Origin of the sequence: Flavobacterium sp., assembly GCF_036759525.1 — a bacterium.
Classification (GTDB): domain Bacteria; phylum Bacteroidota; class Bacteroidia; order Flavobacteriales; family Flavobacteriaceae; genus Flavobacterium.
Window position 1 is genome coordinate 57,910 of record NZ_DAIOUN010000007.1, and the last position, 24,367, is coordinate 82,276.

General features: G+C 34.0%; 23 protein-coding genes. 16 read left to right on the forward strand and 7 right to left on the reverse strand.

The annotated features are described in order from the left end of the window. Positions 1–11: 11 nt before the first annotated feature. The 3 genes from V7M80_RS07060 to panB form a co-directional block, all read right to left on the reverse strand. Positions 12–1,364 (reverse strand): hypothetical protein, encoded by a 1,353-nt coding sequence (locus V7M80_RS07060; protein ID WP_333695044.1) that lies wholly within the window; start codon positions 1,362–1,364, stop codon positions 12–14. A gap of 74 nt (positions 1,365–1,438) precedes the next feature. Next, the gene (locus V7M80_RS07065; protein WP_333695045.1) at positions 1,439–2,134 is read right to left on the reverse strand and encodes an RluA family pseudouridine synthase; all 696 of its coding nucleotides are present in this window, start codon (positions 2,132–2,134) and stop codon (positions 1,439–1,441) included. A gap of 56 nt (positions 2,135–2,190) precedes the next feature. Then, positions 2,191–3,009: a 3-methyl-2-oxobutanoate hydroxymethyltransferase gene (gene panB, locus V7M80_RS07070; protein WP_333695046.1), complete on the reverse strand. Its 819-nt coding sequence runs from the start codon at positions 3,007–3,009 to the stop codon at positions 2,191–2,193. A 131-nt stretch (positions 3,010–3,140) separates the two neighbouring features. On the opposite strand from panB, the gene nhaD reads away from it, so the two are divergent. Continuing rightward, positions 3,141–4,427, forward strand: coding sequence for a sodium:proton antiporter NhaD (gene nhaD / locus V7M80_RS07075; RefSeq protein WP_333695047.1), 1,287 nt, complete (start codon positions 3,141–3,143; stop codon positions 4,425–4,427). 10 nt (positions 4,428–4,437) lie between these two features. Beyond that, the gene (locus V7M80_RS07080) at positions 4,438–4,866 is read left to right on the forward strand and encodes a nuclear transport factor 2 family protein (protein WP_333695048.1); all 429 of its coding nucleotides are present in this window, start codon (positions 4,438–4,440) and stop codon (positions 4,864–4,866) included. Here the strand turns inward: V7M80_RS07080 and V7M80_RS07085 are convergent, their stop codons facing one another. After that, the gene (locus V7M80_RS07085) at positions 4,867–6,291 is read right to left on the reverse strand and encodes an L-serine ammonia-lyase (RefSeq protein WP_333695124.1); all 1,425 of its coding nucleotides are present in this window, start codon (positions 6,289–6,291) and stop codon (positions 4,867–4,869) included. A 134-nt stretch (positions 6,292–6,425) separates the two neighbouring features. On the opposite strand from V7M80_RS07085, the gene V7M80_RS07090 reads away from it, so the two are divergent. Both V7M80_RS07090 and dnaK read left to right on the forward strand, forming a co-directional pair. Continuing rightward, complete coding sequence (locus V7M80_RS07090) at positions 6,426–8,927, forward strand: M14 family zinc carboxypeptidase (protein WP_333695049.1); 2,502 nt, start codon at positions 6,426–6,428, stop codon at positions 8,925–8,927. 151 nt (positions 8,928–9,078) lie between these two features. Continuing rightward, entirely contained in the window at positions 9,079–10,968 is a 1,890-nt protein-coding gene (gene dnaK / locus V7M80_RS07095; protein WP_333695051.1) for a molecular chaperone DnaK, read from the forward strand. 35 nt (positions 10,969–11,003) lie between these two features. On the opposite strand, the gene V7M80_RS07100 is transcribed toward dnaK, so the two are convergent. Then, positions 11,004–11,891: a Brp/Blh family beta-carotene 15,15'-dioxygenase gene (locus V7M80_RS07100; protein ID WP_333695053.1), complete on the reverse strand. Its 888-nt coding sequence runs from the start codon at positions 11,889–11,891 to the stop codon at positions 11,004–11,006. Between the two features lie 110 nt (positions 11,892–12,001). On the opposite strand from V7M80_RS07100, the gene V7M80_RS07105 reads away from it, so the two are divergent. The 3 genes from V7M80_RS07105 (at position 12,002) to V7M80_RS07115 (ending at position 14,248) form a co-directional block, all read left to right on the forward strand. Continuing rightward, complete coding sequence (locus tag V7M80_RS07105) at positions 12,002–12,727, forward strand: bacteriorhodopsin-like (protein WP_333695054.1); 726 nt, start codon at positions 12,002–12,004, stop codon at positions 12,725–12,727. 423 nt (positions 12,728–13,150) lie between these two features. After that, positions 13,151–13,519 (forward strand): hypothetical protein, encoded by a 369-nt coding sequence (locus tag V7M80_RS07110; RefSeq protein WP_333695055.1) that lies wholly within the window; start codon positions 13,151–13,153, stop codon positions 13,517–13,519. A gap of 24 nt (positions 13,520–13,543) precedes the next feature. Then, the gene (locus tag V7M80_RS07115) at positions 13,544–14,248 is read left to right on the forward strand and encodes a hypothetical protein (protein ID WP_333695056.1); all 705 of its coding nucleotides are present in this window, start codon (positions 13,544–13,546) and stop codon (positions 14,246–14,248) included. Here V7M80_RS07115 and V7M80_RS07120 read toward each other — a convergent pair. After that, positions 14,235–15,149 (reverse strand): bifunctional metallophosphatase/5'-nucleotidase, encoded by a 915-nt coding sequence (locus V7M80_RS07120; protein ID WP_333695057.1) that lies wholly within the window; start codon positions 15,147–15,149, stop codon positions 14,235–14,237. The genes V7M80_RS07115 and V7M80_RS07120 overlap by 14 nt on opposite strands. An 8-nt stretch (positions 15,150–15,157) precedes the next feature. Beyond that, entirely contained in the window at positions 15,158–15,937 is a 780-nt protein-coding gene (locus tag V7M80_RS07125) for a 5'-nucleotidase (protein ID WP_333695059.1), read from the reverse strand. A 49-nt stretch (positions 15,938–15,986) separates the two neighbouring features. Here V7M80_RS07125 and V7M80_RS07130 point away from each other — a divergent pair, with 49 nt between their 5' ends. The 9 genes from V7M80_RS07130 (at position 15,987) to fabV (ending at position 24,282) form a co-directional block, all read left to right on the forward strand. Further along, positions 15,987–16,505, forward strand: coding sequence for a DUF6913 domain-containing protein (locus tag V7M80_RS07130; RefSeq protein ID WP_333695061.1), 519 nt, complete (start codon positions 15,987–15,989; stop codon positions 16,503–16,505). 1 nt (position 16,506) lies between these two features. Continuing rightward, on the forward strand, positions 16,507–17,388 hold the full coding sequence (gene dapA / locus V7M80_RS07135; protein WP_333695063.1) for a 4-hydroxy-tetrahydrodipicolinate synthase: 882 nt from the start codon (positions 16,507–16,509) through the stop codon (positions 17,386–17,388). A gap of 24 nt (positions 17,389–17,412) precedes the next feature. Then, the gene (locus V7M80_RS07140; RefSeq protein ID WP_333695065.1) at positions 17,413–17,919 is read left to right on the forward strand and encodes a ferritin; all 507 of its coding nucleotides are present in this window, start codon (positions 17,413–17,415) and stop codon (positions 17,917–17,919) included. A gap of 177 nt (positions 17,920–18,096) precedes the next feature. Continuing rightward, positions 18,097–18,903, forward strand: coding sequence for an outer membrane protein assembly factor BamD (locus V7M80_RS07145; protein ID WP_333695067.1), 807 nt, complete (start codon positions 18,097–18,099; stop codon positions 18,901–18,903). A 9-nt stretch (positions 18,904–18,912) separates the two neighbouring features. Then, positions 18,913–19,230 (forward strand): DNA-directed RNA polymerase subunit omega, encoded by a 318-nt coding sequence (locus V7M80_RS07150; RefSeq protein WP_333695069.1) that lies wholly within the window; start codon positions 18,913–18,915, stop codon positions 19,228–19,230. A gap of 6 nt (positions 19,231–19,236) precedes the next feature. Then, positions 19,237–20,448 carry a bifunctional phosphopantothenoylcysteine decarboxylase/phosphopantothenate--cysteine ligase CoaBC gene (coaBC, locus tag V7M80_RS07155; protein ID WP_333695071.1) on the forward strand — a complete coding sequence of 404 codons (1,212 nt, stop codon included), beginning with the start codon at positions 19,237–19,239 and terminating at the stop codon, positions 20,446–20,448. Next, positions 20,438–21,325, forward strand: a complete 888-nt coding sequence (porD, locus tag V7M80_RS07160) for a type IX secretion system protein PorD (protein ID WP_333695072.1) — start codon at positions 20,438–20,440, stop codon at positions 21,323–21,325. Before coaBC ends, porD begins: the two co-directional genes overlap by 11 nt. Before the next feature lie 81 nt (positions 21,326–21,406). Then, a complete protein-coding gene (gene recN / locus V7M80_RS07165; RefSeq protein WP_333695073.1) occupies positions 21,407–23,059 on the forward strand; it encodes a DNA repair protein RecN in 1,653 nt (550 codons plus the stop codon). 29 nt (positions 23,060–23,088) lie between these two features. Further along, positions 23,089–24,282 (forward strand): enoyl-ACP reductase FabV, encoded by a 1,194-nt coding sequence (gene fabV / locus V7M80_RS07170; RefSeq protein ID WP_333695074.1) that lies wholly within the window; start codon positions 23,089–23,091, stop codon positions 24,280–24,282. Positions 24,283–24,367: the final 85 nt, after the last annotated feature.

The window sequence follows — 24,367 nt, forward strand, 5'->3', positions numbered from 1 at the left end:
AGTGAGAAAATTTAACTTTTTCCTATACCCAATCGAAATCCTAAATAAAAATCGGCGTGTTTACTATCATTAATCAATGATGTAATCAAAGAGCCTGAACCTACAAAAAAACCACCGGCTCTAAAACCAATACCACCATTAAGACCGGATATTTCATTTTGCGTCCACGGAGAAAAAACTTCAAAATGCTTTAATGAAAAACGTGGGGTTAAGGTTAATGTGTTTTGTGCTGTAATTTGATCATTTTGATTGTCATCGTTTATTTTTTGTTGCCAAAAAACCGAAAGATAAAAACTTGGAACTAGGCGAAAATCACTGTAAATATTAATTACGGTTGGTAATTTCACTTTAAAGTCGCGATTTGAGGAAACAGCTGTAAGAAAGCCGCTATCCAGAAGAATTTGTTCAATTTCCTGTAAGCTTTCTACATCGTCAAACTGACTCAAATTTAAGCTTTCATTTCCCTGAATTACCAAAGAATAATCGGTTGATGAATTGTTTGCATCTGTAAATTTCATGCTTCCAATATTACGAACAGAAATACCCGAATTAATTTTATAGCCTTTACTTTTATCCGTGTCTTTTAGGGTGAATTGAGCTCCAATATCTAATCCGAGTCCATTTAAATTTCCAAAAACTGAATTTCTGTAGTCTTCAAAATCTGAAAAACTATTCGCCAAACTACCCGAATAGGCAATGTTTAGGGTTGCATTTGTATTGGTTAAAAAAGAGTTCCCGGCTACTGTAGTAACAGTACCGTTTAGTTGGTTTGCTCCAAAGTTTGCATACGAACCCGGAAATAATAGTTTTACAGTTGCTCCAGCATTGAAGTTGTATTTTTCATTTTCCCATATATTTCGTGCCACCGATAAGCCTAATTCACCATAGGTTGTACCATTTAATCTCTGATTGTTATTCCCAATTAATGCGGTTGAATTGAAAATTGAATTGATTCCATTATTACTAATCGCATCACCAATGTTTACGTCAATATCTACTAAGTTAAGTTTTCCGAATGCTTTTGAGCTTACTCCAAATCCCCATTTTTTGTATTTAAATGCCAAACTGGGACCAAAAATTTCTACATCCAATCTCAAATTTACGGGTTCCGACCCCGTAAATAGAATTTCTTCTAGATCGGTATCGCTCGTTAAATCATTAAATCCTAATTTATTATTGGCAACATTTGTACTAAGTGAAAACAAATGAATCTCAACTTTAGAATTCAAGCTGGCTAGTTCTGCCGGATTGAATGTTCCATTTAGAATTCCTGTTCTTTTGGATGTACTTATTCCTGAATAGTGGTCTTGAGCGATACTCAATAGACTCAAGTTAAGACAAATTAATGCAACTATTTTTTTCATACGATTAGGTTTTTAAGAGAAACAAATTGCGATTCGTTTACCCTACTAAATAAATAAACGAAAAAAAATGGGATTTAGTTTTCTATGGCATTCCAAATCACATCATTTGGAATGGGAGCTACGATAGTTAATGATTCTTTTGAAACCGGGTGCACAAAACTAAGTTTTCGGGCATGAAGATGTATGCCACCATCCGAATTGCTTCGGTCAAAACCGTATTTTAAATCCCCTTTTATCGAACAACCTATGGCTTGCAATTGGGCTCTAATTTGATGATGTCTACCCGTGTGTAATTCTATTTCCAGTACAATGTAATGGTCTAATGTTGCCATTACTTTGTAATGTAGACTTGCTTTTTTGCTTCCTGGAACTTCCTTGATATGAGCTTTTGAAGTATTATTTTTTGGATTTCGTTTAATGAAATGAACTATAGTATCTTCTTCTTTTGGGGGTTTATTTTTGACCACTGCCCAATACGTTTTTTGGGTTTCCCTAGAACTGAATAATTCATTCATACGGGTCAATGCTTTACTTGTTTTGGCAAACACAACAATTCCGGTTGTGGGTCGATCTAGCCGATGTACTACTCCTAAAAAAACATCACCGGGTTTGTTGTATTTTTCTTTTAGGTATTCTTTTACGATGTCGGGTAGGGGTTTGTCGCCTGAATTGTCGCCTTGAGCTATATCGCCCACTCTTTTGTTAATTACAATCAAATGATTGTCTTCATGAAGAATTTGTAAATTATCTTTGGTTGTAACTATTTTCATCCGCAAACTATCTCATTGACCTCATTGACCTATTACCTCATTGACACATTGCCAAATTAATATTGTTCATTCGCATTAGGAAAATCCAATGCTTTAACATCCGTAACATATTGTCCAATAGCTTTGGTCATGTCTTCATATAAATTCATGTATCTTCGGAGGAATCGCGGACTAAATTCATGTGTCATCCCAATCATATCGTGAAGCACTAACACTTGACCGTCCACACCACTTCCTGCACCAATTCCAATAACGGGTATCGAAATACTTTCGGCCACTTTTTGAGCTAACTTAGCCGGAATTTTTTCCAAAACCAAAGCAAAACAACCAATACGTTCCAACAACTTGGCATCTTCCACTAATTTTTCAGCTTCGGCTTCTTCTTTGGCTCGAACAGTATAAGTACCAAACTTATAAATGGATTGAGGTGTTAACCCTAAATGTCCCATCACCGGGATTCCGGCATTCAATATTTTTTTTATAGAATCTTTAATTTCACTTCCTCCCTCTAATTTTACGGCATGTCCGCCACTTTCTTTCATAATTCGAATGGCAGAACGCAAGGCTTCTTTTGGGTCAGATTGATAAGTTCCGAAAGGTAAATCAACCACAACCAAAGCCCTTTCGCACGCACGCACTACACTACTCGCATGATAAATCATTTGGTCTAAAGTAATAGGTAAAGTAGTTTCGTGACCTGCCATCACGTTACTGGCAGAATCGCCAACCAAAATTACGTCAACACCAGCGGCATCTACAATTTTAGCCATCGTAAAATCATATGCCGTAAGCATGGAGATTTTCTCGCCATTGGCTTTCATATCAAAAAGGGATTTGGTTGTAATGCGTTTGTAATCTTTTTTTGCTGTTGACATTTTTTGAAAAGTTTAAGGAACGAAATACAAATGTAAGGAATGTTTGGTAGTGTCTTAAAATATTTTTACGAAACCTTATTTTGGATGCGAAAACTAAGTACTTTAGCTCTGTTTTTCTAAATCAATTTAAGATGATTTCTATATTATTAGGTTTGGCTGTTTTGGGTTATTTGGCCATTGTTTTTGAAGCTCCAATTCGGATAAACAAAACCATTACTTCCATCCTTACGGGTTCGCTATGTTGGGTTATTTATGCCTTAATGTACCAAGGGAATAAAAATGAAGTAGCCGAAAAACTAATTCAACATTTTGGAGAAATTTCGGGATTATTGATTTTTCTATTAGGTGCTATGACCATTGTTGAATTGATTGATATTCACAAAGGGTTTTCCGTTATCACGAACCGAATACGAACCCGATCGGTTTTAAAGTTGTTATGGATTGTTGGTGGAATTACTTTTTTCATGTCGGCGTTGTTAGACAATTTGGCAACAGCCATTATCATGATTACTTTACTCAAAAAGTTGATGCCCAAAAGTGAAACCCGTATGATTTTGGCTGGTATAGTTGTTATTGCTGCTAATGCAGGAGGAGCCTTTAGTCCAATAGGTGATATTACCACTACTTTACTTTGGATTGGAGGTCAAGTGAGTGCTTTGGGAATAGTTAAAACTTTGTTATTGCCATCAATTATGTGTTTGTTAATTCCTTTGTTATTAGCTAGTTACCGAATGAATGGCTTCACGATGCTACGTGTCCAACTTTCTATGGCAGAAGTAATTAAAGAAGAAAAGATGCGTGGAAGTTTAAGCGTATTCCTTGCTGGAGTTTTTGGATTAGTAATGGTGCCGATTATTAAATCAATAACAGGTTTGCCACCGTTTATTGGAGTATTAATGGCTTTGGCATTGGTTTCAATGGTTTCTATAGTTTACCATCGTAATAAAACACAAGAGGAAAAAGAGAAATATTCGGTTGCCTATGCCTTATCAAAAGTTGATGTGAGTTCCATACTTTATTTTATGGGAATTTTACTTTTGGTTTATGTATTGGAAGAAGTTGAAATTTTGAGTCAATTATCCCTATTTCTTCAAGAATCTTTGCCAAGTAATGATATCATGGTGGTTGCAATTGGAGTATTATCCTCAATTGTTGATAATGGAAGTTTAGTAGCAGCTACTCAAGGAATGTTTACACTTTCAGAATATCCATTGGATCATTCGCTTTGGGAATTCATAGCTCTTTGTGCCGGAACCGGGGGAAGTATGTTAATAATTGGTTCTGCTGCCGGAATTGCCATTATGGAAAAAGAAAAGATGACGTTTTTATGGTATTTAAAGAAAATCACACCCTTGGCCATTGCCGGATATGTTGCCGGAATTGTAACGTATTTGATTCTAAATCTACTAATGCATTAAATTTAGATGTATGAAAAAAATTTCTCTTCTCATATTGCTAGTGATTCAATCTTCGTATGCACAAGAAAAAGAAATTCAAAACACTATTGAAAGATTTTTCAACGCTTTTCACCAACGTGATTCTATTGCGTTAAAAAAGGTGTGTTCTGAAAATTTGGTTTTGCATTCTATTTCTGAATCGGAGAAAGAAGCAAAATTCTCTGTTGAAAAAGCGGCCAATTTTTATAAGTCTATTGCCACCATTCCATTAGCCATAAAATTTGAAGAGAAAATTCTAAGTTACAAAGTTCAGATCGATGGTGCTATGGCTCACGTTTGGACGCCTTATGAGTTTTATGTGAATAATAAATTAAGCCATTCCGGAGTGAATTCTTTTCAATTATATAAAGAAAATGACGGCTGGAAAGTGGTGTATATTTTGGATACGAGAAGACGTTAACTAACAATCCGCTAAATTCACCCCAACTGCCAATCCACCTTCACTGGTTTCTTTGTATTTGGAGTTCATGTCTTTGGCGGTTTCCCACATGGTATTGATTACTTTATCTAACGGAACTTTCGCATTATTGGCATCGGTTTCTAAGGCCAATTCAGCAGCATTAATGGCTTTAATCGCTCCCATTGTATTGCGTTCGATACACGGAATTTGAACCAATCCACCAATCGGGTCGCAGGTCATTCCCAAATGATGTTCCATCGCAATTTCGGCAGCCATCGTTACTTGAGCGGGTGTTCCGCCCATTAATTCACACAAGGCTCCGGCTGCCATGGCACTGGATACGCCAATTTCGGCTTGACAACCACCCATTGCGGCTGAAATTGTAGCTCCTTTTTTGAAGATACTGCCAATTTCTCCGGCAACTAATAAAAATTGTTTGATTTCCTTCTCACCGGCATTATGGTTTTCAATCACTAAATAATACATCAAAACCGCAGGAATAACGCCAGCACTTCCGTTGGTTGGAGCAGTCACAACCCTGCCTAAAGCAGCATTTACTTCATTCACAGCCAAGGCAAAACAGCTTACCCATTTTAGAATTTGACGAAATTTCACTTCGGTTTTTCTAATGGTTTCCAACCATTCTTGCGGATTGGAATAAGGAAGTTCGCCTTTTAATCCTAAATGCATGTCATACGCTCGTCTTCGCACATTCAATCCGCCGGGTAGAATACCTTCAGAATGACAACCGATGTACATACATTCTAACATCGTGTTCCAAATTCGCATCAACTCTCGATGAATTTCTTCTTCTGAACGCATCGATTTTTCATTTTCATACACAATTTCAGAAATCGATTGGTTTTCTTTTTTGCAATAGGCTAGTAATTCATCTGCTTTTTGAATTGGGTAGGGGAAAGCACATTTAATTTCTAACTTCTTTTTGGCATTTTCTCGTTCTTCTTTTACCACAAATCCGCCACCAATAGAGTAGTAGGTTTCACTAAATTCTGCATCGGAAGTGTATAAGGAAAATGTCAATCCATTGGCATGAAAGGGCAAAAAGTTTTTGTTGAAAACAATGTCTTTTTCTACTTCAAAATCAAGTTCGATTTCATTTCCTAAATTGATTTTTTTGTTCGTTTTAATTGATTGAACAATTCCGTCAATATCAGCAACAGGAATGGTTTCCGGGTCTTGACCGCTTAAGCCAAGCATCACAGCATAATCGGTAGCGTGTCCTTTCCCGGTTAAGGAAAGCGAACCGTATAAATCTACTTTGACTCGAACAGCTTGTAGCAATATGTTTTCTGCTCTGCATTCGGCTAAAAAACGTTCAGCGGCTCGCCACGGTCCTAGTGTATGAGAACTCGATGGGCCAACACCAATTTTTAACATGTCAAAAACAGAAATACATTCTTCCATAACTCTATCGATTGAATAGGGCAAATATACTATTTAGTTTGTACTAAAACTACATTTAAGAGTTTCATAAAGGGTTGTCTATTTCATTATTCGGATTTAAAATAATGTATATTTGAATTTTAAAAATACAAGTCATGAATCGAATTTTAGTTCTTTTGTTTGTAATTATTTGTAATTCAGTATTTTCTCAAGTTCAATCACCCGCTGAATTTTTACCTAATTATGGAAAACAAGTTACTTTTTACCACCAAGTTGAAGCTTATTTTAAACATTTAACAGAGCAATCTCAATGGATAAAGCATCAAACGTATGGTCAAACTACTCAAGAACGTAATTTGAATGCCTACTTCATTTCAACTCCAGAAAATTTAAAAAATTTAGAAGTTATTCGAAAAAATCATTTGCATGAAATTGGTTTGTATCCCAATAAATCCCTCGATTATAAAGATGTAAACGTAATATGGTTGAGTTTTAATGTTCATGGAAATGAAATAGGTGCTATAGAAAGTTCGTTAGCAATTGCCTTTGAATTGATAAATCCAAAAAACAGCAATACCCAAAAATGGTTGGAAGACACGGTTGTGATTTTAGACCCGTGTTTGAATCCCGATGGTTTTTCACGCTATGCCAATTGGTTACGAGATATTTCCGGTAAAAAAACGCATCCCGGTTTGACAGACCGGGAACATATGGAACCTTGGCCTGGGGGTAGACAAAATCATTATGTATACGATTTAAATAGAGATTGGGCTTGGCAAACCCAATTAGAGTCGCAATTACGTATGAATTTATATCATGAATGGATGCCTATGGTTCATGTAGATGTACATGAAATGGGGTTTAATGAGCCTTACTTTTTTCCACCGGCAGCCGAGCCATTTCACGAACAAATCACTCCTTTTCAAAGAGATTTTCATAAGAAGATTGGAGAATTGACATCGAAAAAGTTTGACAAAGAAGGATGGATGTATTATTCCGGTGAACGATTTGATTTGTTTTATCCGAGTTATGGCGATACTTACCCCAGTTTCAATGGTGCTATTGGAATGACCTATGAGCAAGGAGGCATTGGAGCCGGTAGAGCTGTAAACTTAAAAAACGGTACAGTTTTAACCATTCAAGACCGTATTGATCATCATAAAATGGCAGTTATGGCTGCGGTTGAGTTGTCTTTTGTATTAAAAGAAAATTTAAGAAAAGAATTCCGAAATTATTTTAGGGATAGTAGAAAGAAGCCTAAAGGTAAATACCAAACCTATATTGTAAAGAATAATGCCAAGAATCAAGAGTTGTTGAAGTTGTTAAATCGAAACCGTATTGAGACTTTTTTTGCAGACGAAACCCGAAAATTGACCGGATATCACTACCAATCCAATAAAGAAAAAACGTTTACCGTTGAACCCAATGATATTATAGTATCTGTCAATCAGCCTCGAGCGGTTTTAACGCAGGTATTGTTTGAACCCCATCACAAATTATCAGATAGTTTGTCGTATGATATAACGGCATGGGCTTTACCTATGGCTTATGGAGTGGACAGTTATGCCCTGAAAACTCCACTTTCTATAAAAACCAAAACTCAAATTAATTCATATACAACTCCGCTTCCATCTGCGGTTTATGCCTTCTATATTCCTTGGAATAATAGAAGTTCTGCTCGAGTTTTGAGTCAGTTGCATCAAAATAAAATAAAGGTAAGGTATGCCAAAAAAGAAGTTTTATTTGGAAACCAAAAAATTGAACGTGGAGGTTTGATTGTAACCAAAGGGGATAATACCGGAATTCAAAATTTTGAAAATACCGTATCAAAATTGATTTCAGAAAAGAGTGATTTTGTAGGTTTAGAAAGTGGTTTTGCAGAAAATGGAGGAGATCTTGGCGGAGAGAATTATCCGTTGTTATCGGCCCCCAAAGTATTAGTCTTAGGAGGAGCAGGAGTAAGTAATATCGATTTTGGTCAAGTTTGGTTTTTTATGGATCAAGTTGTAGAATATCCCTTAAGTATTGTTGAAATGGCTCATTTTAACAGAATCAATTGGAGTGACTATACAACATTGATATTACCGGATGGATGGTATAATTTTTCAGACAATCAAAAAAAGCAGATTGATGAATTTATTGATAAAGGAGGGAAAGTGATTGCAATAGATGGTGCTTTGTCGGTTTTTGAAGACAGAGAAGGTTACAGTTTAACGGCCTATGCTACAGAAGAAGAAAAATCGAATGCTCAAAAATCCAACGAAGAAGAGCAGTTAAAAAGCAGATATTTAGATTTTGAAGGCTATGAACGGAGATCCATTTCGAGTTTTATTCCCGGTGCCATTATTGAGAATCGTTTAGATAGAACACATCCTTTAGCATTTGGGTTGGGTGAAAATTATTTTAGTTTAAAAACTTCAGATCGATCTTATAAAGTATTAAAAAATGTTCAAAATGTTGTATATATACCTCAAAACTACATAAGTTCGGGGTTCATTGGTCATAAGCTTAAAAAAAATATTGAGGAAACAGTAAGCTTTGCTGTAGAATACAAAAGAAATGGTAAAATTATTTACATGATAGATAATCCGTTGTTCAGAGGTTTTTGGGAGAATGGCAATTTATTATTTAGTAATGCCTTGTTTTTGGTAGATTAAAAGTTTAAAAATGTCATAATGTCATATTTTTTCTGATTCGTCAGTCAAAATATGACATTTTTATTGGTTTTTGGACTTGGCATAATCCTTGTCATTTAGGGTAATAACTTTAACAAAACGAAATTAAAAACAAGCATACAAATTTATAATTATGGGCAAAATAATTGGAATCGATTTAGGAACTACCAACTCTTGCGTTTCTGTAATGGAGGGTGGAGAACCGGTAGTAATTGCAAATGCAGAGGGAAAAAGAACAACTCCTTCAGTAATAGCATTTGTAGAAGGAGGAGAAATTAAAGTAGGTGATCCTGCCAAAAGACAAGCAGTGACCAATCCAACCAAAACCATTGCGTCTATCAAACGCTTTATGGGGAATAAATATTCTGAAAGTGCAAAAGAGGCAGGAAATGTAGCCTATAAAGTAGTAAAAGGGGACAACGATACACCTCGTGTAGATATCGATGGTCGTCTTTATACACCACAAGAATTGTCTGCCATGACACTTCAAAAAATGAAAAAAACGGCTGAAGATTATTTAGGACAAACCGTTTCAGAAGCGGTAATCACTGTACCGGCTTATTTTAACGATGCACAACGTCAGGCTACAAAAGAAGCGGGTGAGATTGCAGGTTTAAAAGTAATGCGAATCATCAATGAGCCTACGGCTGCGGCATTGGCTTATGGTTTAGACAAAGCCGGAAAAGATCAAAAAATTGCAGTATACGATTTAGGTGGTGGTACTTTTGATATTTCTGTTCTAGAATTAGGAGACGGAGTTTTTGAAGTATTATCTACAAATGGAGACACGCACTTAGGTGGTGACGACTTTGACCAAGTAATCATCGATTGGTTGGCCAATGAATTCAACAGCGAAGAAGGAGTAGATTTACGTAAAGACCCAATGGCTTTGCAACGTTTAAAAGAAGCCGCTGAAAAAGCAAAGATTGAATTGTCTTCTTCGACTCAAACAGAAATCAATTTACCTTATGTAACGGCTACCGCTAGCGGACCAAAACACTTGGTAAAAACATTAACCAGAGCAAAGTTTGAACAATTAGCTGAAAATTTAGTAAAACGTTCGATGGAACCGGTTGCAAAAGCGTTGAAAGATGCCGGATTATCTACTTCTGATATTGATGAGGTAATCTTGGTAGGAGGTTCAACTCGTATGCCGGTTATTCAAGAGCAAGTAGAAAAATTCTTTGGAAAAAAACCTTCTAAAGGTGTAAATCCGGATGAGGTAGTAGCTATTGGTGCGGCTATTCAAGGTGGTGTATTAACCGGAGATGTAAAAGATGTTTTGTTACTTGACGTAACACCTCTTTCATTAGGTATTGAAACTATGGGTAGTGTGATGACTAAATTAATTGAGGCCAACACTACTATTCCTACCAAAAAATCACAAGTGTTTTCAACGGCTGTTGATAATCAGCCATCGGTAGAAATTCACGTGTTGCAAGGTGAAAGACCAATGGCAAATGACAATAAAACAATTGGTCGTTTCCATTTAGATGGAATTCCGCCTGCTCCAAGAGGTGTACCACAAATTGAAGTAACGTTTGATATTGATGCGAATGGTATCATCAAAGTTTCGGCAACCGATAAAGGAACCGGTAAATCCCATGACATTCGTATCGAAGCTTCTTCTGGATTAACACCGGAAGAAATTGAAAGAATGAAAAAAGAAGCTGAAATTAATGCCGAGTCAGATAAATTAGCTAAAGAGAAGGCTGATAAATTGAATGAAGCAGACAGTATGATTTTCCAAACGGAAAAACAATTAAAAGAGTTTGGTGATAAATTGTCAGAGGCAAACAAACAACCTATCGAAGCAGCTTTAACCGAATTGAAAGCGGCTTTTGAATCTAAAGACGTTGCGGTAATTCAGCCGGCCTTAGACAAAATCAACGAAGCTTGGAAAAATGCTTCAGAAGAAATGTACAAAGCTCAAGCTGAAGGTCAAGGAGCACAACAAGCTCAACCACAAGCTGATGCCAGTGGCGATCAAACACAAGATGTTGATTTTGAAGAAGTGAAGTAATTTCTTTTAAATAGAAAGAATAAAAGCGAACTCATTTAGTTCGCTTTTTTTATTTTAAACATATGGAGTATAACCCAAACATGTGGGAATGTTATGGCGGCTAATAATGAAAAAAATACAGCTTCAAAGTATTGATTTTCTTGAAAGAAAAGGAGAGTTATAACAATACCCGTAACCGAAACTAACCAATAAAGAAAGGCGGATTTAACGTACCTTTTAAAGTTTTCAAAATTTATTGACCCATATAAAAATTGCATTTGATCGCGAACAGAAGGAATACTGTGCCATAATATGAAATAAATTGAAAATCCCCATATTAAAGAGGAGGATTTAAATAGAATGGAAAAAATTAAAAAGAGAGTAATTTCATGAAGTACATATTTTTTAAAATTCGGATTGGTTTTTAAATGAATTAAACACAAAATGCAAAGCATTAAAAGGGTTATCCAAAAAAAGGAATTAAAAACAGTTTTGTTAATTTCTATTTGAGTCAAATCATAAATGATGTTTTGAACTTCTTCAATGTGAAATATAAATAACAAACTTAAAATAGACAATCCATAAAACAACCGTAAAAGTATTTCTGAGATTCTTAAATTTTCAGAATTTAGAAATTCCAAATGTTGTTCTCCAAAATGATAACCGCTTATAATAATAAATATAAGCAAAGCAATTGCAGGTTTAAAGCTAAACATCACGACACCCAAAGCCACCACAATCACATAATATCCAAATACCTTAATAAATGGTCTTTTATTGCTTTTGGATTTCATTATAAGATATAAATCATTTGAACCGTGAAGTATACCAAACGAAAAAATTAATAAAAATCCTATATAATTTAAAATTTCATCCGTTAGGAATGAGTTAAGCCACAAAGCTAAAAAGCTTGAAATTATTAAGAATTTAGTAAAATCTTTCATATCATTTTAAAAATTGTTTAAAAATAATAAAAAAAAATTAAACAAAACGTATTGTTATTGTTTAACTTTTATTAAATTTGTTTAAACAAAAAATCTAAATAAAATTAATTATGAAAACTTTTACCTTATTTGTGGACTTAGTTCCAAAGTTAGACCCAACAGATTATGTTGGTTTCACCTTTTTTGTTGGATGTATGGCTATGATGGCTGCATCTGCTTTTTTCTTTTTATCGTTAAGTCAATTTGATAAAAAGTGGCGGACTTCAGTTCTTGTGTCCGGATTGATTACATTTATCGCTGCGGTGCATTATTTTTATATGCGAGATTATTGGGCAGCACATATGGAATCTCCTACCTTTTTCCGATATGTTGATTGGGTTTTAACTGTGCCCTTAATGTGTCTTGAGTTTTATTTAATTTTAAAAGTAGCCGGTGCGAAACAATCTCTTTTATGGAGAATGATTGGTTTTTCAATCCTGATGTTAGTTACAGGTTATTTTGGTGAAGCAGTAGACAGAGATAATGCGGCACTTTGGGGCTTTATTTCGGGTGTTGCTTATTTTGTAATTGTATACGACATTTGGTTAGGTGCTGCATCCAGATTAGCAAAAGAAGCTGGTGGAGATGTTTTGGCAGCTCACAAAATTTTGTGTTGGTTTGTACTTGTAGGATGGTCTATTTATCCTTTAGGCTACATGCTGGGTACAGATGGTTGGTACAGCGGTTTGCATGGATTGAACCTTAACATCGATGTAGTTTATAACATTGCCGATGCTATCAATAAGATTGGTTTTGGTTTAGTAATCTACACATTAGCCGTTAAATCATCCAAATAATACAGTACTTTTGTACAAAAGCCGAGTTGTATACATAACTCGGCTTTTTTTATTAAAAAAATGAATTTAAAATAATTTATGTTAAAAAAAATAGTATAATTTTATAGTGGATTAAATTTTTGCTTCAGTATGCCTAAAGTTAGATTTCTCATAATTCTTTACTTTATAGTTGCATTTATAGAGATTGCTGCTGAATACTTTAGGATTTTACCTCTTATCTACATTTTCAAACCTTTACTTTCTATTTTTTTATGGGTGATATATTGGCAAACTTCAAAGGTGAAAGATGTTTTGTTTTATTTGACAATTTTTACTTCATTAATAACAAACATGCTCTTTATACATTCGAGTTTTCATTTCATTTTTTGGGCTTTGATTGTTTTTGCTATACACCGAATGATTCAAATATATTATGTTCTTAAAATGCAAATCAAAAATGATACATTATCAATAGTTTTAAGTACTATTCCTTTTTTAATGCTTTTTTGCTATGTCATTTTTGAAAGTGATTTAGCAATGGATTATCAATATTATTTGCTGTTGCTTCACACTATTTTAGTTTCTGTACTGGGAGGAATTGCACTTTCCGTTTATGTAATGAATGATAGCCAGAGTAATTCTTGGTTATTGATTAGTGTTTTATTTTTTGTTACACTTCATTTAATCGTTTTTATTGAGAAATATTATTTCCCACTTCAACTATTTCGAGCTATTGCCATGGCATTAAATGTAATAGCTTATTTTTTATTTTATAAGTATATTTTATTGATTGAAGAAAAAAAAAGCGTTTAAATTTGTTTCATATTTAACCAAAAGATGAGAGAATTTTTCAAAATACAATTATTTAAAAATTTAAGCTTTGCCTATATTGCGGTGGTGCTTTTTTTAGCTATAGTTGTATTGGTCAATCAAAACATTGTTCATGAAATCATACTGAGGACTTTATCATTACCTTTATTAATGATTTTGTATTATTTGGTTTCACCTCAAAGAAATATTTGGTATATCATGGCTTTGATTTTTGCCTCTATTTCTAATGTTTTATTTGTTTTTAATGATAGTTTGTTGCTCAACTACGGGTTGTTTGCTTTTTTACTTTTTCGGGTAATAACAATTTATTTGGTTTTAAAAGCCACTAAGAAAAAATCGTTTTTTGCCATTTTTGTTGGAAGTATTTTTTTTCTTTTCCCATTACTATACTTTATTGCATTAACACAAGACTCTTTGGGGCAAAGTTTTTACATCAGTTTGGTAAATGTAATATTGGTTTCTTTTTTGGGAGGCATTTCTTTATCGAATTATCTTTTGGAAGAAGGATTTAAGCACACTTGGCTTTTGTTGAGTACTTTGCTTTTTGCGTTCTTAGTTTTTCTATTTGTTATTCAAAAATATTACCTTTTTATACCTGTATTTCAGCCTATTAGAGTTTTGGTTTTAATGGCAGCTCATTATTTTTTTATGATTTATAGAGTTATCCATGAAAGAGAGGAGCAACACCATTTTTTGGCTAAATCTCAATAGATTTACCATTAATGCCTTTGATTTTGGTTTGTTCTAAATAAAAATCAATTCGTCCCAATTGTACACCAAAACAACCCACTTGGTTAACTAAAACCTCTTGATTGCGTTTGTTTTTAACAATTACGGGTTTTTCTAAAAACGTATGAGTATGACCACCAATAATCAAATCAATATCTTGCGTAAGGGCAGCTAGTTTTAAATCAGAAATTTTATGGGGCTCGTTTGAGTAATCGTAACCTAAATGCGAAAGAATAATGATAAGGTCACACTTTTTTTCGTGTTTTAAAATTTTTACAACATCTTGAGTTACTTCAACCGGATTAATATATCGGGTTTCTTTATACATTTTGGCGTCAACTAAACCATTTAATTCTACCCCAACTCCCAAAACGCCAATTTTTATCCCGTCTAAAGTATAGATTTTGTAGGGTTTTGTGAGCCCGTCCATAATAGTGTTAGAAAAATCGTAATTGCAATTTATGAGATCAAATTTTGCGTGTTGAATTTGTGATGCCAGTCCGTCTATACCGTTGTCAAATTCGTGGTTGCCAATAGTACTGGCATTGTAGCCTAACTTAGACATTAATGTAAATTCTAATTCTCCACCATAAAAATTAAAGTATGGTGTACCTTGAAAACTATCTCCGGCATCAAGCAAAAGTGTATTAGGGTTTTCATTACGGATTCGTTCTATTAGAGAAGCCCTGTTCACTATTCCGCCTCTTGAAGCAAACTTGGGGTGGTTTTCAGGAAAAGGATCTATATGACTATGTACATCATTGGTATGAAGTATCGTAATGTGTTTTAGTTTAGTCGATTCGAATCCGCTTAAAGCCAAACCATTTAAACCTATGAAAGTCGTTCCGGCAATTGAATTTTTTAAAAATAGACGTCTGTTCATAGAATTAATTATTTTAGGATTACTCTTTGAGAATTAGAAAATTGGAGTGTGTCGTTGTTTTTGAAATAGTCTATGATGATATTTCGTATTTTATAATCGGTTTCAAAAGTTTGGGTCGCTTTTTTGAAAAAGAGCATATTATCCCCTCCATTAGCAAGGTAATCAGAAGTGGCCACATAGTATTTTTGGTCCAATTCAAGTTCATTACCTTGAACCAAAATTTTTTCAATTTTATTTTCAGGGTTTATCACTAGGGTTAATCCGCTTAAGGGATGTGGTTTCTTTTCGTTAATAAAATAGGTAGCGAGCTCTACAACATCTTCGCCTTTGAGTTCAACTATAATTAAATTGTTTTCAAAAGGCATAACTTCAAAGGCATTTCGAGTTGTCACATTTCCTTTGGCAATCACAGACCGAATTCCACCATGATTTAAAATACAAAAGGAAAGGTTTTTACTTGTTTTAGCAGTAAAAATTTTTGCTCCGGCTTCAAAACTAATGTCTGCTAAAAAGTCACCTATATTGGTTTGCCATAGACCTTTACTTTTATCTAATGTTACAGGGTTATAAGCCAAAACACTATCCATTTCTTTGGTTAAAGCATTTCGGTAGAAAGAAATATAATTTTCAAGTTCTTGATTCAAGATATTTTCATGTTGCACAGTAAGTTGTTTACCTTCAATACGCTGAACCGAATAGGGTGAGGAGCAACCTATGAAAAATCCAAATACTGTTATAAATAACACAAATTGTTTTATTTGATGTAACTTCTTTTTTAGTTTTACCATCCTAAAATGACTTTATTTTCTGTAAATTTGTAATTCAAGTAAAGGTACAATGTTTTTAAAATTATTCAAGAATTTTTCAGCTAAAAGAGTATTAAAAAAAAGTCAAATTAATGTTGATACAGAAATTTCTAAGACACCCATTCAGACTGTTGGATTACTTGTAGATGAAACGGATTTTGACCCTAAAGATAAAATTACAAGTTATCTAATCCGGCAAGGTATTGACTCTCAAAATATTCGAGTTTTGGCGTACAAAAATAAATACAAAAAGAAAGAAGCTCCGGATTATCCTCATTTTAGCAAAAAAGATGTTACCTGGCTTGGCAGTATAGAAAACAATGAGGCAAAAGATTTCAAGCAACAACCATTTGATATGTTAATCAGTTATTACGATCAAAAAAAGACACCTCTAGTAATTGTTACTCACAAATCTAAAGCTAATTTTAAAGTAGGATTCAGTTCGGTTGATAAAAGATTAAATCATTTTATGATAGATACATATGGTTCTAAACCTGAGGTGTTTATGGATGAGTTATTTCGCTATTTAAAAATTCTTAACAAAATATAATATGCAGTCATTAGTGGGCACAGGAGTAGCCCTTATCACTCCTTTTAAAGAAGATTTATCCATAGATACCGTAGCATTAACTCGGATTGTAAAGTTTCAAATAGAAAATGGAATTAATTATTTAGTCGTTTTGGGTACAACTGCAGAGACAGCTACACTAACTTCTACAGAAAAAGAACTTGTAATAACTACTGTTATAGAAGCAAATCAAGGAAAATTACCGCTGGTTTTGGGAGTTGGTGGAAACAATACGACCGAGGTGGTTAATGAACTCAAAACTCGTGATTTTTCAAGTTTTTCAGCAATTTTGTCGGTATCGCCCTATTACAATAAACCTTCTCAAGAAGGGATTTACCAACATTTTAAAGCGGTATCTGAAGCTTCTCCGGTTCCGGTTTTACTATACAATGTTCCCGGAAGAACTGCTTCTAATATTTTGCCGTCTACCGTTTTAAGATTGGCTAGCGATTTTAAAAACATCATTGGTATTAAAGAGGCCGCAGGGGATATTGTTCAAGCTATGAAAATTATTCAAAATAAACCTAAGGATTTTTTGGTTATTTCTGGCGATGATATGATTACATTACCCATGGTTTTAGCTGGAGGTTCTGGTGTTATTTCTGTAATTGCCGAAGGGTTTCCCGCTTTGTTCTCTCAAATGGTTCAATTAGGATTAAATCGAGAAGTTGACAAAGCCTATGAATTGCATTATAAAATTGCAGATATGATAGATTTCATTTTTGAACAAGGTAATCCTGCCGGAATTAAAGAAGTTTTTAAAGTATTAGGTTTGTGCGAAAATACTTTGCGATTACCATTGGTTCCCGTTAACAATGATTTAGCAAATAGAATTGGTAATTTTATCAAGAATTCCTTAAATTAGCCATCAAAATAAAAAAATAGAACTATGTTATCTAAAAACGTATTATCAGCTCTCAATAATCAAATAAAAATGGAAGGAGATTCTTCTCAAGTATATTTAGCTATGGCTTCTTGGGCAGAAGTTCAAGGGTTTGAAGGAATTTCTACTTTTATGTACAAACAGTCTGATGAAGAAAGAATGCATATGCTCAAATTGATTAAATATGTCAATCAAAGAGGTGGTGAGGCAAAAGTGGGGGCTACTTTAGAACCGGTTTTAGATGTAACCAATCACAAAAGTTTATTTAAACAACTTTTAGAACATGAAATTAAAGTATCTGAAAGTATCAATAATTTAGTGGGTATTACTCTAGACGAAAGAGATTTTGCAACTCACAATTTCTTACAGTGGTATGTTGCAGAACAAATAGAAGAAGAAGCAACGGCTCGTTACATTTTAGATAAAATCAACTTAATTGGTGACGATAAAGGGGGATTGTATTTGTTTGATAACGAAATGAAAAATTTCATTAGCCCAATGGCAGAAAATTAAAATATTTAAAATTGTTAATCTAAACCTAAAAGATGCGATACCTATCGCATCTTTTTGTTTTTTTACAAACGATACAAGGAACAAAAAAAATGTTTTTGTATTCCGTAATTATTAACTAAATTTGCCGTTTGTTTTGCGTGACTTGTTTTGTGCAAGATGAATACTAAAAATCAATCAATGAATAAAGTATTTTTTGTTTTACTGAGTGTGTTGCTTATCAGCTCGTGTAGCCCTTTTCAAAAAGCAATGAAAAGTGAAGATGTTGCTTTGAAGTATACCGTTGCCGAAGAACAATATGAAGCTGGAAAATATGATAAAGCAATTCGTTTATTTGAACAAATTGCCCCATCATTTAGAGGTAAACCTCAAGCAGAAAAACTATTTTACATGTTTGCTCAGAGTTACTACAAAACCAATCAATACTATTTAGCAGGTTATCAATTTGAAAGCTTTGTTTCGTCTTATCCTAAAAGCGAAAAGCTGGAAGAAGCCGCCTATTTGGGTGCATTTTGTTATTCTAAATTGGCTCCGGTTTATTCATTAGATCAAACCGATACCAACAGAGCCATTGATAAAATGCAAAATTTTATTGATACGTATCCGGAATCTACCTATCAAAAAGATGCCAATTTGATAGTTAAAGAGTTACGTGAAAAGTTAGAGAAAAAAGCATTTGAAATTGCCAAACAACATTACACAATTGCAGAAGCAGTTAGAGATTACAATGCACCACTTGTGGCTTTAGATAATTTTATATCAGATTATCCCGGTACACCGTTTAGAGAAGAAGCCTACTATTTGCGATTTGAAGCAAGTTTTGAATATGCCAAGCGTAGTGTAGATGCCAAAGTAAAAATCAGACTAGAAGAGGCATTAGTTGCCTATGATAAATTGATAAAATTGTATCCAGAATCAAAGTTCAAAGAAAAGGCTGATAAAATTAAAGCCGAAATAAATAAAATGTTACAACAATATTCTAAATAATCACCAAAAATGGATTTAAAGAAAACCAACGCTCCGGTTAATACAATTACTTACGATAAAAGAGCTATCGAAGAAACTACTGGTAATGTGTATGAAGCTATTACAATAATGGCAAAAAGAGCCAATCAAATTAATTCTGAAATTAAAAAAGAATTGATTGAGAAATTAGAGGAGTTTGCTACATACAATGATAGCTTGGAGGAAATTTTTGAAAATAAGGAACAAATCGAAGTTTCTAAATTTTATGAAAAATTACCTAAGCCTCACGCCTTAGCCGTTCAAGAGTGGATGGATGGTAAAATCTATCACAGAGATACTACAAAATAAAGTACTATGTCAGTTTTAAAAGGAAAAAAAATACTACTGGGTATATCCGGTGGGATTGCTGCCTATAAAACTGCATCATTAGTTCGACTTTTTATAAAATCAGGAGCCGAAGTCAAAGTAGTCATGACTCCGGCTTCCAAAGATTTTATAACACCTCTTACTCTTTCTACACTTTCCAAAAATCCTGTTTTTTCAGATTTTTATCAAGAAGAAGATGAAAATCCGATATGGAATAATCACGTAGATTTGGCTCTTTGGGCCGATCTTTTCATCATTGCTCCTGCAACTGCCAATACCCTTTCTAAAATGGCGAATGGCAATTGCGATAATTTATTATTAGCCGTTTATCTATCGGCAAAATGTCCTGTTTATTTTGCTCCTGCAATGGATTTAGATATGTATAAACATCCTACCACTATTGCAAATTTTCACAAACTTCAACTTTTTGGAAACCAAATGATTCCTGCCGAAAAAGGTGAGTTGGCAAGTGGATTATCCGGTGAAGGTAGAATGGCAGAACCCGAGACAATTTTAGATTTTTTGGAAAAAGATTGGCAAGATAAATTACCCCTTAAAGGAAAAAAAATTCTAATTACGGCCGGCCCTACATACGAAGCTATTGACCCCGTACGTTTTATAGGAAATCATTCTTCCGGAAAAATGGGCTACGCTATTGCAAATAAAGCTTTTGAATGGGGAGCACAAGTTATTTTAATTAGTGGTCCTACTCATCTCCAAGTGAATTATCCGGAGATTGAAGTGCATAGGGTTACTACTGCATCCGAAATGTTGGAGTCATGCAAAGATAATTTTGAATCGGTAGATATTATTATTGCAGCAGCTGCAGTAGCCGATTACAAACCGAAAGTGGTTTCTGAACAAAAAATTAAAAAATCGGACTTAGAAATAGATATAGTCTTAGAAAAAACTACCGATATTTTAGCATACATGGGGGCTCATAAAAAGAAACAGTTTTTGGTAGGTTTTGCTTTGGAAACTGAAAATGAATTTCAAAATGCTTTGCAAAAAATTGAGAAAAAAAACTTAGATTTGATTGTTTTAAATTCGTTAAATGATACCGGAAGTGGTTTTGGGACATCAACTAATAAAGTTACCTTAATTACCAAGTCTTTTGAAAAAGAGGAAAGACCTTTACAGTCTAAAGAAGCGGTAGCCGAAGATATTTTAAATAAAATAATACAAAATTATGAAGTATAAAATCTGTCTTTTTGTCCTTTTGTTTTTGGTGCAATTTTCCGTAGCACAAGAATTGAATGCCATTGTAAAAGTAAATTCAGATCGGATTACTTCTGCAAACCAACAAATATTTAAAACTTTAGAAACTTCTTTAAACGAGTTTATAAATAAAAATAAATGGGGACTCAAAGAGTTTAAAGCAACAGAACGAATCGAATGTTCTTTCTTCATTAACGTTTCAGAGTTTAATAACAATAATTTTACAGCTACCCTACAAGTTCAGGCTTCTAGACCGGTTTTTAATTCAACATATAATACGCCTTTATTAAACATTAATGACAAAGAATTTAGTTTTCGTTATGTAGAATTTGAAAATTTATTCTTCAATCCCAACTCTTTTGATTCCAATTTAATATCGGTTTTGGCTTTTTACAGTTATATTATTTTAGCTGTAGATGCCGATTCTTTTGAGCCCATGGCAGGAACACCCTACTATGAACTGGCTCAAAATATTGTTAGTTTGGCTCAAACAGGTGGTTATAAAGGATGGTCTCAAGCCGATGGTTTACAAAATCGATTTTTTCTAGCCAATGATATGATGTCTAATATTTTTAAACCTATCCGTGAAGCTATTTATGAGTACCATTCGTTAGGTTTAGATGTTATGGCTGACGATGTTACAAAAGGCAAAGAAAATATTAAAAATGCCATTACAACCTTATCAGCTATACATAGCAGTAGACCCAATGCCTTTTTAACTCGTATCTTTTTTGATACCAAAACCGATGAGTTGGTTTCTATTTTTTCTGCAGGGCCTTCCATTAAGATAACCGAAATGCGAGAGAACCTAAATAGAGTTTCTCCCTTAAATGCCAGCAAGTGGAGTACGTTGAAGTAGAAACAATCTAAATTTGTTAAAACCCTTATTTTTTCCTCAAAAAGGAGTACATTGCAATTGTAATTATACACCTTATTCTTCATGCTAATCTCGTTATCTATAAGAAATTATGCATTAATCGAAAAACTTAATATTGATTTTTCGGCTGGATTTTCTATCATTACAGGTGAAACCGGAGCCGGTAAATCAATTTTATTGGGAGCCTTAGGTTTGGTATTGGGCAAAAGAGCCGATTTAGCATCTTTAAAAAACAAAGAAGAAAAATGTGTGATTGAAGCTCAATTTGACATTACTCATTATTCACTTCAAAAATTTTTTGAGGAAAACGATTTGGATTTTGAAAACAGCACTATCATCCGTCGTGAAATTCTCCCTTCCGGAAAATCTAGAGCATTTGTAAATGATACTCCGGTCAATCTTCAGGAATTGATTGAATTGGGTGATCAATTATTAGATATTCATTCGCAAAATCAAACACAATCTCTAACAGAAACCGATTTTCAATTTCAAATTGTTGATGCCATCGCTCAAAATGAAAGTCTTTTGCAGAATTATAGCAACCAACTTAAAGAGCATAAATCAGTTCAAATTCAACTTTCTCAAAAGGAAAAAGAGTTAAAAAATTTGAGTTTGGAGGAAGATTATATTCAATTTTTGTACACAGAATTGGAACAAGCTCAGTTAATTGAAGGGGAACAAGAAGAGTTGGAATCTATTTTTGAAAAAGGTCAAAATACGGAGTTAATCAAAGAGCAATTGGCCAAAAGTATTCAACTGACAGATAATGAACAATATGGTGTTTTGAGTCAGTTAAAAGAAATCAAAACGGCAATACAAAAGATAAGTTCTATTGCTTCAGAATACCAATTGGTTTTTGAGCGTGTTGAAAGTTTGCACATTGAACTGAAAGATATTTTGAATGAACTCAACCAATTATCTGAAAGTGTATATTTTGATCCTGAAGAATTAGAGCGGGTAAATCAAAAACTGCAATTGCTTTATACCTTACAGAAAAAACACCAAGTAAATTCAGTTTCTGAATTAGTACAGATAAAAAATTCGTTGCAAAGCAAAGTAAGTTCTCTTTCAGAATTGGAAAATGATATTCAAAATTTAAAAGAAGCTAAACTTCAATTGGAAAATGAATTAAAGCTTTTGGCCTCAAAAATACATTCCAATCGAGAAATTGCCATTCCAAAATTGATACATCAATTAAAAGAAATGCTCGTTTTGTTGGGTATGCCCGATGTTCAATTTAAAATAGAGTTGGATTTCACTCCAAATTTTTATTTTAACGGTTTTGATACACTTCAGTTTTTGGTTGCAGTAAATAAAGGATCAGATTTTGGTCCCATAAAAAAAGTAGCTTCCGGGGGTGAATTATCACGTATTATGTTGGTTGTAAAAGCTATTTTAGCAGATTATTCCACATTACCCACTTTGCTTTTTGATGAAATTGACACCGGTGTATCAGGTGAAATTGCCGATAAAATGGGTGAAATTATGAAAGCTATGAGTCAAAACAGACAAATTTTTGCCATAACTCATTTGCCACAAATAGCAGCCAAAGGACAAACACATTACAAAGTATTCAAGGTAACAAATGCCTACCAAACCGAGTCAAATATCACAAAGTTAAATCAAGAAGAACGTGTTTTGGAGATCGCTCAAATGTTGTCCGGGGCAAAAGTCTCAGAATCGGCATTGTTACATGCTAAAGACTTATTAAATTAAAATATAACAAACTATCAAATTTTAAAGATATGATTATTGAACCTAGAATGAGAGGATTTATTTGTTTGACAGCCCATCCAAAAGGTTGCGAACAAAATGTAAAAAATCAGATTGCTTATGTAAAATCAAAAGGTGCTATTTCAGGTCCCAAAAGAGTTTTAGTCATTGGAGCTTCTACAGGTTTCGGATTGGCTTCACGTATTACTAGTGCTTTTGGTTCAAATGCAGCTACTATAGGCGTTTTCTTTGAAAAACCAGCAGCTCCCGGGAAAACAGCTACGCCGGGTTACTACAATACAGTTGCTTTTGAAAATGAAGCTCAAAAAGCTGGATTGTATGCCAAAAGTATCAATGGTGATGCATTTTCAAAGGAAGTAAAAAGGGAAACTCTTGATTTAATTAAAAAAGATCTTGGTCAAATAGATTTAGTAATATACAGTTTGGCCTCACCTGTTCGTTTACACCCAGAAACCGGAGTTTTACACCGCTCGGTGTTAAAGCCTATTGGTCAAACGTTTACCAATAAAACGGTAGATTTCCATACGGGTAATGTGACTCAAGTTTCAATTGAACCTGCCAATCAAGAAGATATAGATAATACTGTTGTTGTTATGGGGGGTGAAGATTGGTCTATGTGGATGGAGCAATTAAAAAATGAAAATCTTTTGGCAGAAGGGGCTTTAACTTTGGCATATTCCTATATTGGACCGGAAGTTACCGAAGCAGTTTACCGAAAAGGAACAATAGGTAGAGCAAAAGACCATTTGGAAGCGACTGCTTTCGATATAACTGAAAGTTTAAAATCAATTCATGGAAAAGCTTATGTGTCTGTAAATAAGGCATTGGTAACTCAAGCAAGTTCGGCTATTCCGGTGATTCCTTTGTACATCTCATTGCTATACAAAACCATGAAAGCAAAAGGTACACATGAAGGTTGTATCGAACAAATTCAGAGACTTTACAGTCAGCGACTATTCACAGGTGGAGATATTCCTACCGATGCACAAGGAAGAATACGCATTGACGATTGGGAAATGGATGATGAAATTCAAAATCAAGTTTCAAAGTTATGGGAAGTAGCCACAACCGATAATTTGCCGGAAATAGGTGATTTACAAGGCTATAAACAAGACTTTTTGAATCTTTTTGGATTTGGGTTTGATGGTGTAGATTATTTGGCAGATACTAACGAAATGGTAGAGGTTCCGAGTATTAAATCCTAAATAATTGCTTTTTTTTATACGAAAATCCCTTTTTTTTACAGAAGGGATTTTTTTTATGTTAAAAAAAGTTTAAATTTACCGTGAT

Excerpts from the sequence above, each read along its gene's own strand:
- V7M80_RS07060 (WP_333695044.1), bottom strand. The coding sequence starts at position 1,364 with ATGAAAAAAATAGTTGCATTAATTTGTCTTAACTTGAGTCTATTGAGT.
- V7M80_RS07065 (WP_333695045.1), bottom strand. The coding sequence starts at position 2,134 with ATGAAAATAGTTACAACCAAAGATAATTTACAAATTCTTCATGAAGAC.
- panB (WP_333695046.1), bottom strand. The coding sequence starts at position 3,009 with ATGTCAACAGCAAAAAAAGATTACAAACGCATTACAACCAAATCCCTT.
- nhaD (WP_333695047.1), top strand. The coding sequence starts at position 3,141 with ATGATTTCTATATTATTAGGTTTGGCTGTTTTGGGTTATTTGGCCATT.
- V7M80_RS07080 (WP_333695048.1), top strand. The coding sequence starts at position 4,438 with ATGAAAAAAATTTCTCTTCTCATATTGCTAGTGATTCAATCTTCGTAT.
- V7M80_RS07085 (WP_333695124.1), bottom strand. The coding sequence starts at position 6,291 with ATGGAAGAATGTATTTCTGTTTTTGACATGTTAAAAATTGGTGTTGGC.
- V7M80_RS07090 (WP_333695049.1), top strand. The coding sequence starts at position 6,426 with ATGAATCGAATTTTAGTTCTTTTGTTTGTAATTATTTGTAATTCAGTA.
- dnaK (WP_333695051.1), top strand. The coding sequence starts at position 9,079 with ATGGGCAAAATAATTGGAATCGATTTAGGAACTACCAACTCTTGCGTT.
- V7M80_RS07100 (WP_333695053.1), bottom strand. The coding sequence starts at position 11,891 with ATGAAAGATTTTACTAAATTCTTAATAATTTCAAGCTTTTTAGCTTTG.
- V7M80_RS07105 (WP_333695054.1), top strand. The coding sequence starts at position 12,002 with ATGAAAACTTTTACCTTATTTGTGGACTTAGTTCCAAAGTTAGACCCA.
- V7M80_RS07110 (WP_333695055.1), top strand. The coding sequence starts at position 13,151 with ATGCAAATCAAAAATGATACATTATCAATAGTTTTAAGTACTATTCCT.
- V7M80_RS07115 (WP_333695056.1), top strand. The coding sequence starts at position 13,544 with ATGAGAGAATTTTTCAAAATACAATTATTTAAAAATTTAAGCTTTGCC.
- V7M80_RS07120 (WP_333695057.1), bottom strand. The coding sequence starts at position 15,149 with ATGAACAGACGTCTATTTTTAAAAAATTCAATTGCCGGAACGACTTTC.
- V7M80_RS07125 (WP_333695059.1), bottom strand. The coding sequence starts at position 15,937 with ATGGTAAAACTAAAAAAGAAGTTACATCAAATAAAACAATTTGTGTTA.
- V7M80_RS07130 (WP_333695061.1), top strand. The coding sequence starts at position 15,987 with ATGTTTTTAAAATTATTCAAGAATTTTTCAGCTAAAAGAGTATTAAAA.
- dapA (WP_333695063.1), top strand. The coding sequence starts at position 16,507 with ATGCAGTCATTAGTGGGCACAGGAGTAGCCCTTATCACTCCTTTTAAA.
- V7M80_RS07140 (WP_333695065.1), top strand. The coding sequence starts at position 17,413 with ATGTTATCTAAAAACGTATTATCAGCTCTCAATAATCAAATAAAAATG.
- V7M80_RS07145 (WP_333695067.1), top strand. The coding sequence starts at position 18,097 with ATGAATAAAGTATTTTTTGTTTTACTGAGTGTGTTGCTTATCAGCTCG.
- V7M80_RS07150 (WP_333695069.1), top strand. The coding sequence starts at position 18,913 with ATGGATTTAAAGAAAACCAACGCTCCGGTTAATACAATTACTTACGAT.
- coaBC (WP_333695071.1), top strand. The coding sequence starts at position 19,237 with ATGTCAGTTTTAAAAGGAAAAAAAATACTACTGGGTATATCCGGTGGG.
- porD (WP_333695072.1), top strand. The coding sequence starts at position 20,438 with ATGAAGTATAAAATCTGTCTTTTTGTCCTTTTGTTTTTGGTGCAATTT.
- recN (WP_333695073.1), top strand. The coding sequence starts at position 21,407 with ATGCTAATCTCGTTATCTATAAGAAATTATGCATTAATCGAAAAACTT.
- fabV (WP_333695074.1), top strand. The coding sequence starts at position 23,089 with ATGATTATTGAACCTAGAATGAGAGGATTTATTTGTTTGACAGCCCAT.